This is a genomic window from Westiellopsis prolifica IICB1 (genome assembly GCF_004323185.1).
GTDB classification, from domain to species: Bacteria; Cyanobacteriota; Cyanobacteriia; order Cyanobacteriales; family Nostocaceae; genus Pelatocladus; species Pelatocladus prolificus_A.
In genome coordinates this window covers 2,039,047-2,049,610 of the sequence record NZ_NAPS01000002.1, presented here as the reverse complement: position 1 = coordinate 2,049,610, position 10,564 = coordinate 2,039,047, and the positions used below count along the sequence as shown (strand labels likewise).

Below are 10,564 nucleotides of genomic sequence, written 5' to 3'. Positions count from 1 at the left end.
ATGCCCCATGCCCCATGCCCCATGCCCAATAATGTGCGGCTATCCGTAGTTGAGTTACAGTCGCAGATAGATCCTGATTTTCGATAAATTATATTCAGTTAGCCGATTTTCAAATTTTGGTTAGTAGTTGCTGGTTAATTAGTTGATGATTGGTGATTGTCAATAATTCTTCCAAACAACAAACAACTAACTCTCAATATAAAATCGGTAATTAATTTACATTACCTCAGGTTGAATTCAGAATAATGGATTTTGGTATCGGGTTTTTTTCAAACAACGTAATGTTGCCAATCATAGACTTGTTCTATAGCATTGTGCCGAGCTATGGATTGGCGATCGTTGCTTTGACGTTAATTATTCGTTTTGCACTATATCCTCTAAGTGCTGGTTCAATTCGCAACATGCGACGGATGCGAGTCGTCCAACCTTTGATGCAAAAGCGGATGCAAGAAATTAAAGAACGTTTTAAAGATGATCCGCAAAAGCAGCAAGAAGAAATGATGAATGTCCAGAAGGAATTTGGTAATCCTTTAGCTGGATGTTTACCATTACTGTTGCAAATGCCAGTGTTATTAGCACTATTTGCGACCCTGCGAGGTTCACCTTTTGCTGGTGTTAACTATACTGTTAACTTACAAATTCTTCCTGCTGAACAAATCGAAAGAATTCAACCCCAAGCCTTTGTTACTCCTCCCCAAAACATCTATGTTGCTGATGGGGAACACCTTAAGGTCAGTGCTATTCTCCCTGGAGGTAGCAAATTAGCAGTAGGAGAACATACCAAGATTCAATATCAGACTCCTGAAGGTAAACCATTTCAGGACTTATTGACAGAACACCCAGATACCAACTTAGTTCCCCAATGGAAAATTACTAAAGGGGAAGAAAGAATCACAATTGATGAGCAAGGTAATATCGAAGCCCTCCAACCAGGAGATGTCACCATAACTGGAACAATTCCAGGGCTAGCAGCAGACAAAGGATTTTTGTTTATTGAGGCTTTGGGTAGAGTCGGAGCTACTGATCCGGATGGCACAATTCATTGGGATATTGTGGCGATGGTTGTATTGTTTGGTATTACTCTCTACGTTAGCCAAATCCTTTCGGGGCAAAATTCTAGTGGTGGTAATCCACAACAGGATACAGTCAATAAAATCACTCCCGTAATCTTTTCCGGGATGTTTTTATTCTTCCCCTTGCCGGCTGGGGTGTTGATGTATATGGTGATTGGTAATATTTTCCAAACTCTACAAACTTACATCCTTTCGCGTGAAGCCCTGCCAGAGGAACTTCAAAAAATTGTAGATACTCAAGAAAAGCAGTCGGAAGCACAACAAAAAACGTTGCCGTTTGAGCCAAAAAGTTCTAAGAAAGTTGAACCAAAGAGTTCTAATGAACCAAAAAGTTCTAAGAAAGTTGAACCAAAGAGTTCTAAGAAAAAGGCTACAAGTTGATGATGACTGACTCTCGGATGGAAAGAGGGCAGCAGTGGTTAAAAACACTGCTGCAATTTACTGGGATAAATACTGAAATTAAAGGTAATTTAGAAGTAGCTAAGATTGCTGAGGGCGAGTCTCAAGAACCAGATAATTACTGGTTGACTATTGATAATATCAATATGACGCCAGAACAAATTCAGGTTTTGATTGGACCTGATGGTGTAGTGCTAGATGCGATTCAGTATCTAGCAAATTCTACTCTCAATTTAAATCAACCCCATGAGGAACAAGCCTCATACACCGTAGAATTAAACGGTTATCGTATTAAGAGACAAGCAGAAATTCAAGCGATCGCTGAAGCTGCTGCTCAACAAGTCCGCGTGACAGCACAAGAAGTGGAAATAAAATCTCTCAGTTCGGCTGAACGTCGTCAAGTCCATACCTTTTTAAAAGAGTTTAGGGATTTAGAAACCTTCAGCCGGGGTAAGGAGCCACATCGTAATTTGGTTGTACGCTTGGCGTTCTCTGAATAATCAAATTGTTGATGGTTGGTGGTTGCTGGTTGATTGTTCATGCTTTCATAGACGCCTCAGCAGCTACCAAAGGTAGGCGCGTTAGTGACAGGCGTGCAAGTAGCCACTCCGTGTCAAAGCGCAGGGTACAACTAACAAACTAACAACCCAAAAAAGTTAAACTAAAAAAGTATTATCAGCAAAATAGCTGATAGAAAAGCTCATTTTTCGTGAGGATGTCTCACAAATCCTATGGACGCAATTTATATTCCGCAGCTAACCAAAGCGCCGGAGCGGACAGAGGAGATCCAGGTGAAAGAGTTTCTGTCTGGTTTGGATACCTTGACACCAGTTCGCGGGCGTATTCGTGTGCAACATCAGGGTAATTACTTAGAAGTATCTGGAAAAACAGAAACAATTATTACTTGTACCTGCAACCGCTGCTTGCAAAACTATAATCATCGCTTAGTGGTTGATACCTCCGAAATCATCTGGTTAGACGAAATAGCAGAGCAAGAAGTATCTTTACCCCTAGAACGGGAAGTAGCTGTGGAAGATTTAGTAGAAACTTTATCACCCCACGGATATTTTGACCCTGGTGAATGGTTGTATGAGCAAGTGTGCCTAGAAATTCCTCAGCGCCAACTCTGTGATCAAAATTGTCCAGGTATTCAACCAAGTCATGATCAAGACTCTACTCGTGCTGTAGATCGTCGTTGGGCTTCTTTGGAAGCTTTGAAAAAGCAACTTCCATCTTAGTCATTGGTCATTAGTTATTGGTCATTCGGCTATTTCTTCGTTCCCAGTCTCTGGCTGGGAATAATTTTTGGGAAGTTTGTTACCTGATCGTTTTTGATACAATGCCGCAAGGGATAGGATTTTTAGTCATCATTCTAGGTATGTAGAGACGTTGCAGTGCAACGTCTCTACACAATTTAAATGTCAATCAATTTGTTTTATCCGAGTAGTATTGGCTTTTGATATATTCATTTTATATAGAGAAAAAATATCAAACAGTTGTGAAGAGTAGTACAAACCTTAAAAATGAAAGAACTAGATAAAATAACAACTCGCTAATAACATCCAAATATCATGAGCTTCCGTGAAGAGTTCAAACTATTGCTCCGCGCTCGCTATCCACTCATCTATATTCCCACCTACGAAGAAGAACGTTTAGAAGGCGCAATTCGGGAAGAAGCAGCAAATCAGGGTAATCGTCCGGTTTACACTTGGGATTTTGTCGATGGATATCAGGGAAACCCTAATGATCAAGGTTTTGGGCGACGTAACCCTTTGCAAGCTTTAGAATTTGTCGAAAAAATTCCCGCTACAGCACCGGGAGTATTTATCCTGCGAGATTATCATCGCTTTCTAGACGATGTCGCTATTTCTCGCAAACTCCGCAATTTAGCTAGACTCCTCAAGTCACAACCGAAAAATCTTATCCTGTTGTCGCCGAGAGTTGCAATTCCTGATGATTTAACCGAAGTTTTAACAGTTGTAGAGTTTCCCTTACCGAGCGCTACTGAAATTCGAGGGGAAGTCGAACGTTTGTTAATCGCCACTGGTCATTCTCCATCGAGCAAATTTTTAGACGACTTGGTGCGCTCTTGTCAAGGGCTATCGATGGAAAGGATACGCCGGGTATTAGCCAGAGCGATCGCCACTCACGGTGAATTACAACCAGAAGATGTGGATTTGGTTTTAGAAGAAAAACGCCAGACGATCCGCCAAACCCAGATTCTCGATTTTATCCCCGCAACCGAGCAAATTTCCGACATCGGCGGATTAGATAATCTCAAAGATTGGTTACTGCGTCGAGGAGGTGCGTTTACAGAACGAGCAAGACAGTACGGATTACCGCACCCCCGTGGTTTACTGTTAGTAGGTATCCAGGGAACTGGTAAATCATTAACAGCTAAAGCGATCGCTCATCACTGGCACTTACCTCTACTGCGCTTAGATGTGGGACGATTATTTGCAGGTTTAGTGGGTGAATCAGAATCCCGCACACGTCAAATGATCCAAGTAGCTGAAGCCCTCGCCCCTTGTGTATTGTGGATAGACGAGATCGATAAAGCCTTTTCGGGACTGGGTAGTAAAGGAGATGCGGGAACAACTAGCCGTGTTTTTGGTACATTTATTACCTGGTTAGCCGAGAAAACCTCACCTGTATTTGTAGTTTCTACCGCTAACGATATCCAAGCCCTACCGCCAGAAATGCTACGAAAAGGGCGATTTGATGAAATTTTCTTCGTTGGTTTACCTACCCAAGAAGAAAGAAAAGCTATTTTCAATGTGCATTTATCAAGACTACGCGCTCATAACATTAAAAGTTATGATATCGACAGGTTAGCGTATGAAACACCCGATTTTTCTGGCGCAGAAATTGAACAAACTTTAATTGAAGCCATGCACATCGGTTTTAGCCAAAACCGCGACTTTACTACCGATGATATTTTAGAAGCCGCTAGCCAAATCATACCCTTAGCCCGCACCGCCACCGAACAAATTCAACAACTACAAGAATGGGCTGCTGCTGGGAGGGCGCGTTTAGCATCTAAACATAGTCCTTTGAGCGATCGCATCCAACGCCAGTTAAAATAGCGAGTTGTGGTTTAGTTAGTAAGTAGTTGGACAAAATTAAATTTATTCGTGAAGATAGGGAACTCTTAATCGGGAAGGGGGACAAGGAGGACAAGGGAGACAAGGGAGGAATAACACCAATTCCCGCTCCCCAATTCCCAATTCCCAATCCCCAGTCCCCGATCCCCGATCCCCTAAAACCAACACGAAAAAAACATTTATTGATCCCGAAGTTCTAAATTATGGTGATTAAAATATTCAAGTATATATTCGGGTTTATATTAGCGATCGCGATTTTAATTGGTGGCGGGTTTGCGATGGCGCTATATTTTATGAATCGAGTTTCTGCACCCCCGCCTAAACCAGTTTATGCCAATGATCAACCTCTGGTGAGGACACAAGCACCAAAATCTCAAACATCAAAAACTAATCAAGTATCTTTAGAACCGTCTTCATCAACTTCCAATTCTCAAAAAACTCCTAAAGAAACGCCTAAACCAAAAGAATCACCAGAATCGCTACCGCCAGGAGCGTATAAAGCGCGTGTAACCTGGAAACAGGGCTTACGTTTGCGAAAAGAACCAACTCCTGAAGCTGAACGTGTTGGGGGAGTTGCTTTTAATCAAAAAGTCATAGTTTTAGAAGAAAGCAGTGATAATGATTGGCAAAAAATTCGTTTAGAAAATGGTGATCAAGAAGGTTGGGTAAAATCGGGTAATGTGGCGAAACTTGATGAACAAGATGATACTCAAATAATAGATGACACAGAACAACAATAGAGAGTTTAAACAATTGCCTCAGTATTAATTTTGAGGCAAAAATTTAAAAGCTTACTGCTTAATCGTATTAATTATGATGGGTAAATTCGTTTGTAGTAATGACTTTAGTCCTCAAATATTCAAGCACTAAAGTGCTTACTACAAATTCTAATTAAATTTTGCCTTAAGTTTTATTTACTTTGTAAGCAAAAGTAAAGCTTAATTGCGATATTTATTAAAATGTCGAAATCCCAAAAGCTGGATGTTAATTTGAGGAAGATATAAAAGCCACCAATTGAATCAATTTATCCTCAAAGATAAAATATGTATAATCGCAATTCCAAATCTGACTTGGTTACTGCTGCCGTTACTGCTGCTTTGGGTGCTGGTGTAGTTACATCCTTTGCAGTCAGTCAAGGACAAAACCCTTTCCATGCTTTGGCAATTACTGGTTTAGCAGTACTGATTGCATTAGTTTGGGATTACTACCAAAAGCAATAATTTTTGTCTATCAAGCAAAACTCACTACCAAAAATATAACCTGTAGAGACGCTTCATCCTTATCAGTCATAAGTTATTAGTCAACACAGATAAACCTGATAACTGATAACTGATAACTGATAACTGATAACTGTTGAAGCGTCTCTAGTTGTAGATTTTCATCGCCGCTTCGGATTGCTGCGTCTAACTTCGCGTTTTTCTTGTTCTTGAAGACGGCGATCGCGCCAATCAGCTAGCGTTAGATAACCAACTCCTCCGGTAACTACGACTAATAGCACCAGAGCAACCAAAGCCAAAATACTTAGGAGTGGACTTTCCACGATACCTCTACAATCCGTTACGACCCCAAACTACCATTGCAATTGACCAGGTGAAAACAGCCAGCAGTGTAACCCATCCTAATGTCAAAATTTCCATAGTTGTACTTTTTAACTTATTTTACAGAACTACTCTAATATTTATAATACTGGGAATTGGTAGACGCGATTAATCGCGTACACTGGTCAATGGTCAAGGGTCAAGGGTTAAGGCTCAAGGGTTAATGGTCAAGGGTCAAGGGTCAAGGGTCAAGGGTCAAGGGTTAAGGCTCAAGGGGCATTGGGCATTGGTTTTGAATGAATAATACTTCAGATAATTTAATGGCAGAACGCCTAGAATCTATCAAGGCTGGGATTTTGGCAGCTTTTTGTTTAGTTTCAGCTTTCTTGATCACTTCGCTGATTAACAACTTGGTTTTAGCAAAATATTTTCCTGAGCTTCACAGTCTAGCAGTTGAACTCTTCAATTTACAGTTTCTGCTGAGTGGCGCAATAGCAAGCTTCTCTGGATTGCTATTTGGCGTTGCTTATCGTTATATCATCCGTGAAGATCAAAACCCGCACCTTAAGGCTGGAGGAGTGTTAGCTTTCGGTTTAGTACGAGGATTAGCCCAGATAGGTGTTGGCGTTGCTTGTACTGGTGATGTGCTACCGTTTGTGATTTTGACTTTAGAGGGTTTAGCGTGGTTTGAATTTGCTGCGATCGCTCTTGATGCAGCTATCCAAAAAGGTTGGGTTAAACCTTTTTCTTCTAATTGAGATCATAGTTCAAGAATTTTTTACCACCAAGACACAAAGACACAAAGATCAGAATTTTTCATCCTATAGTACCAGTCTTTTTAACTCAACATCAGAACATAGATAGATGTACATGTTATGTTTCAGTTTTTATATTGCAAATAGTTATTAACCTTATAGGAGACAAAGTTTATGGGTTGGTTAAAAAGACTTTTTGGATTAGAAAAACCAAAAAATGCTCAAGTAAATCCTGCTCCGCAAGCAGTACAACAACAGGTTTCTGCACCTGCTGCTACTCAACAAATTTCTCCCGAACGGATGGGTTTGAATGGAGAATATGATCAGAGTGGTTTAGCGAAGCGTGTAGCGCTAGCATTTGACCAAGATAATCAATTAGATGATATTGATACTCTTTGGGTTGCTCAAACTGGTAGTACTGTTGTATTAAAAGGTCAAGTTCCTAGCCAAGATATTCTCAACAAAATGGTTTCTGTGGCGCGAAATGTGAATGGGGCGACTGCTGTTGATACTAATCAAGTTACGATTGGCTAGTTTGTATTAAGGACTATCCTGCGGAAATGCAGCGTGTACAGTCCTTACTTTTTAAGCACTGAAGTGCTTACTATAGGAGTCAGATTTGATTTATGAAAAAATCTAAGTATCTGTAGGGTGTGTTATGGTGTAGCTATCACGCACCTAAATCCCTAACTGGTGCGTTAGCCTTTGGCGTAACGCACCCTACTAGCGTGTCTAGGCTAAAATAGTGCATTAGATTTTTAGTTTTTTTAGCGTTAAAGCGCTTACTACCAACTTTTCTATTGCAACATTTTAGTCTAGACACGCCACTACGTGTATTTCAGAAATCAAATATGAATCCTATACAAACTTTTTAAAGCTAAATATCTAGTACAGATTTATTTTTGTTTTGGCGATCGCGAGAGTGAATTAATCCAATCTAAAATAGCTTGGTTGATAATTTCTGGATTTTCATCGTGGGGACAATGACCGACATCTTCTAGACTCAGCAATTGTAAATTCTCGTTATATTGAGCAAATTCATTGGCAAGTGCTGGTGGTACAAATTTATCTTTTTGTCCCCAAATTAACAACATGGGAATTGTTAAGTTAGGCAACATAGACTTGACACTAATACCAAAATTGGCACTAATTGTTGCTTTGAATAAAGCACTAAAAGCGCGCGCCGAACCTCTGTCTTGGGGAGGCCCTGCTAATATTTCTACTAGTTCATCGGTGATTGCTTCTGGGTTAGCGTAGGCAAGAGCAGCCCAACGTCGTAGTATATTTGGTCGGCGAACAAAATAAAATAGGGGTTTCATTAATAATGGTGAAGCCACCATATTTTTAATTGTGGCAACAACAGGATGCAGAAAAGCAGGAATCGCTTCTTGCTCTAAAGATGGATCTGGTAAACTCATCATTACTACACCTTGTACCATCTCTGGATAAGTAGCAGCCGCAGCTAAGGAAACTAGCGAACCGAGGGAGTTACCTACTACGATTACAGGCTGACGGATGAATGTTTTCCAAAAGTCATAAACTTGTTCTACCCAAAGTTGGATATTGTAATTCGCACAAGCTTTTTCGGAAGCACCAAAACCCAACATGTCTAGCGCGTAGACTGTATGCTTTTGTGCCAATACTTCTAAATTGTGTCGCCAATGTCCTATGGAAGCACCAAACCCATGCAGCAAAATTAGGGGGGTTGAGTTCTGGTGATTTTGGCTAGGGCGAATATAAGTATAACGAGTTTGCCAACCCCGCCATACCCAATCTCTTTGATTCCCTACTCGTTGTTGCCAGTGAACGATACTGTTCACATTCGTCTCCCTGTTGATATTCCTATTTTCTAGCTTAATCGCTGTGTCTCAAGTTGTTGACAAGTTTCAATCCCTAATAGGGATTAATTGAAGTTGCAACCACTTGGTTTGTGAGAGAGATTGGTAGTGTAAGTTTCAATCCCTAATAGGGATTAATTGAAGTTGCAACACTCGAAAGACTGTATCCCCTCTGCTGCTTTTGATTGTTTCAATCCCTAATAGGGATTAATTGAAGTTGCAACTTTTGATGCACTCGGCTTTAGCCCACCTCGTAGCGTTTCAATCCCTAATAGGGATTAATTGAAGTTGCAACCGGAAGTTTAGTCGTGTTTGGAAGTAATGAAATAGTTTCAATCCCTAATAGGGATTAATTGAAGTTGCAACTTCTTTCTACAATAAGAATACTGGAGATGAATCTATTGTTTCAATCCCTAATAGGGATTAATTGAAGTTGCAACTGTACTCATCGTCAGTCAAGCCGTCATCTAGTACCGTTTCAATCCCTAATAGGGATTAATTGAAGTTGCAACCCTTGAGCCGTAGTCTAGCTATGTTGATATGGGTGTTTCAATCCCTAATAGGGATTAATTGAAGTTGCAACAGCTTTAATCTCTGGTATGCCAATGAGTGCAGCTAGTTTCAATCCCTAATAGGGATTAATTGAAGTTGCAACTTGGCATACCAGAGATTAAAGCTAAATCTCCTGAGTTTCAATCCCTAATAGGGATTAATTGAAGTTGCAACCAAATAATGTTTTTTCTCTGTATGATCACAAATTAAGTTTCAATCCCTAATAGGGATTAATTGAAGTTGCAACTTGAAAGAGCAAAATTATGCCGATCTAAAATATTCAGTTTCAATCCCTAATAGGGATTAATTGAAGTTGCAACAATACAGCGGTGGTAGTACTCGAAGAAAATCCCCAGTTTCAATCCCTAATAGGGATTAATTGAAGTTGCAACTGGAGAGGTTGAGGAATTTAAAGATCCAAAAGGGGTTTCAATCCCTAATAGGGATTAATTGAAGTTGCAACAATCGTATCCAGTGCCTGGCGTGTGGTTGTTGTTTTCGTTTCAATCCCTAATAGGGATTAATTGAAGTTGCAACGTCTAGTGGACTGGGTGTATCTGCTGTTAATCAATCGTTTCAATCCCTAATAGGGATTAATTGAAGTTGCAACTAAGAGGGTAAACGAGACTACACAGATATGAATAGTTTCAATCCCTAATAGGGATTAATTGAAGTTGCAACTGCTCGATTCAGAAGCCTTGCTGTATTTGGTTTTCAAGGTTCAGTGGTGCAGACCTGGAGTAAATATAGCGTTTGAGCGATCGCACTGTCAAGAGCAAATGAGGATAAAATCGCTCAAACCTGGTCAGGGTAAGATTTACAGAAAAGGTGCAGACCTCATTTACCATCAAATCAGCCTCAAACATAGACAGAACAAGACTTTCACCCTCAAAAATCGACTGCTTTTTTTCTACACCTACTGGTCTGCACCTTCATCAAGCAAAAAACACTGTAGTATCAATTGGCATTTCACCGCCAATGCGCTCAATCTTACCCTGACAGCAAGCACAAAGAAAATAGAAGCGGATGCTGTCTTCATCGGCTTTAATGAGTTTTGCCAACCGCGCCCTCAGTTTAGCATACTGAGTTTCCGTCAGATTGCACTCAAATACAGAATACTGCATCCACTGTCCATAAGACTTGAGAACTTTGTGAATTTTGGTACGACGTTTATCTTCCGGGATATCGTAACTGACAACAATAAACATGGGACAAGGGAGACACGGGGGACACGGGGGACAAGGGGGACANGGGGGACAAGGGGGACAAGGGAGAGGGGGGAGACACGGGAGAGAATAAACACCA

General features: G+C 40.6%; 13 protein-coding genes and 1 CRISPR repeat array. Of the genes, 8 read left to right on the top strand and 5 right to left on the bottom strand.

Annotated elements, in window-relative coordinates:
- Positions 1-245 precede the first annotated feature (245 nt).
- From yidC to B4U84_RS30800, 6 genes are all read left to right on the top strand, one after another.
- Entirely contained in the window at positions 246-1,454 is a 1,209-nt protein-coding gene (gene yidC, locus B4U84_RS23110; protein WP_131120695.1) for a membrane protein insertase YidC, read from the top strand.
- A complete protein-coding gene (locus tag B4U84_RS23105; protein ID WP_131120694.1) occupies positions 1,454-1,972 on the top strand; it encodes a Jag family protein in 519 nt (172 codons plus the stop codon). The genes yidC and B4U84_RS23105 overlap by 1 nt, the downstream gene beginning before the upstream one ends.
- Before the next feature lie 231 nt (positions 1,973-2,203).
- Positions 2,204-2,710: a YceD family protein gene (locus B4U84_RS23100; RefSeq protein WP_131120693.1), complete on the top strand. Its 507-nt coding sequence runs from the start codon at positions 2,204-2,206 to the stop codon at positions 2,708-2,710.
- Between the two features lie 333 nt (positions 2,711-3,043).
- Complete coding sequence (locus B4U84_RS23095) at positions 3,044-4,558, top strand: Ycf46 family AAA ATPase (RefSeq protein WP_017311504.1); 1,515 nt, start codon at positions 3,044-3,046, stop codon at positions 4,556-4,558.
- A 221-nt stretch (positions 4,559-4,779) separates the two neighbouring features.
- On the top strand, positions 4,780-5,316 hold the full coding sequence (locus tag B4U84_RS23090) for an SH3 domain-containing protein (protein ID WP_131120692.1): 537 nt from the start codon (positions 4,780-4,782) through the stop codon (positions 5,314-5,316).
- Between the two features lie 303 nt (positions 5,317-5,619).
- The gene (locus B4U84_RS30800; protein ID WP_017311502.1) at positions 5,620-5,796 is read left to right on the top strand and encodes a hypothetical protein; all 177 of its coding nucleotides are present in this window, start codon (positions 5,620-5,622) and stop codon (positions 5,794-5,796) included.
- A gap of 158 nt (positions 5,797-5,954) precedes the next feature.
- Here B4U84_RS30800 and B4U84_RS30795 read toward each other — a convergent pair whose 3' ends face one another.
- Together B4U84_RS30795 and petN are read right to left on the bottom strand one after the other, a co-directional pair.
- Positions 5,955-6,116, bottom strand: a complete 162-nt coding sequence (locus B4U84_RS30795) for a hypothetical protein (RefSeq protein ID WP_016863190.1) — start codon at positions 6,114-6,116, stop codon at positions 5,955-5,957.
- Positions 6,117-6,123: 7 nt separating this feature from the next.
- On the bottom strand, positions 6,124-6,213 hold the full coding sequence (petN, locus tag B4U84_RS23085; protein ID WP_035114989.1) for a cytochrome b6-f complex subunit PetN: 90 nt from the start codon (positions 6,211-6,213) through the stop codon (positions 6,124-6,126).
- 197 nt (positions 6,214-6,410) lie between these two features.
- Here petN and B4U84_RS23080 point away from each other — a divergent pair, with 197 nt between their 5' ends.
- Both B4U84_RS23080 and B4U84_RS23075 read left to right on the top strand, forming a co-directional pair.
- Positions 6,411-6,872, top strand: a complete 462-nt coding sequence (locus B4U84_RS23080; protein WP_131120691.1) for a hypothetical protein — start codon at positions 6,411-6,413, stop codon at positions 6,870-6,872.
- Between the two features lie 171 nt (positions 6,873-7,043).
- Positions 7,044-7,403, top strand: coding sequence for a BON domain-containing protein (locus tag B4U84_RS23075; protein ID WP_017311500.1), 360 nt, complete (start codon positions 7,044-7,046; stop codon positions 7,401-7,403).
- Between the two features lie 362 nt (positions 7,404-7,765).
- Here B4U84_RS23075 and B4U84_RS23070 read toward each other — a convergent pair whose 3' ends face one another.
- The 3 genes from B4U84_RS23070 to cas2 all read right to left on the bottom strand — a co-directional run bounded on the left by B4U84_RS23070 (position 7,766) and on the right by cas2 (position 10,467).
- On the bottom strand, positions 7,766-8,689 hold the full coding sequence (locus B4U84_RS23070; RefSeq protein ID WP_131120690.1) for an alpha/beta fold hydrolase: 924 nt from the start codon (positions 8,687-8,689) through the stop codon (positions 7,766-7,768).
- Positions 8,690-8,752: 63 nt separating this feature from the next.
- Positions 8,753-9,940: direct repeats of the CRISPR family, unit length 37 nt; unit sequence GTTTCAATCCCTAATAGGGATTAATTGAAGTTGCAAC.
- 8 nt (positions 9,941-9,948) lie between these two features.
- Positions 9,949-10,125: a hypothetical protein gene (locus tag B4U84_RS30790; protein ID WP_165490335.1), complete on the bottom strand. Its 177-nt coding sequence runs from the start codon at positions 10,123-10,125 to the stop codon at positions 9,949-9,951.
- A gap of 69 nt (positions 10,126-10,194) precedes the next feature.
- Positions 10,195-10,467 carry a CRISPR-associated endonuclease Cas2 gene (cas2, locus tag B4U84_RS23065; RefSeq protein WP_131120689.1) on the bottom strand — a complete coding sequence of 91 codons (273 nt, stop codon included), beginning with the start codon at positions 10,465-10,467 and terminating at the stop codon, positions 10,195-10,197.
- Positions 10,468-10,564: the final 97 nt, after the last annotated feature.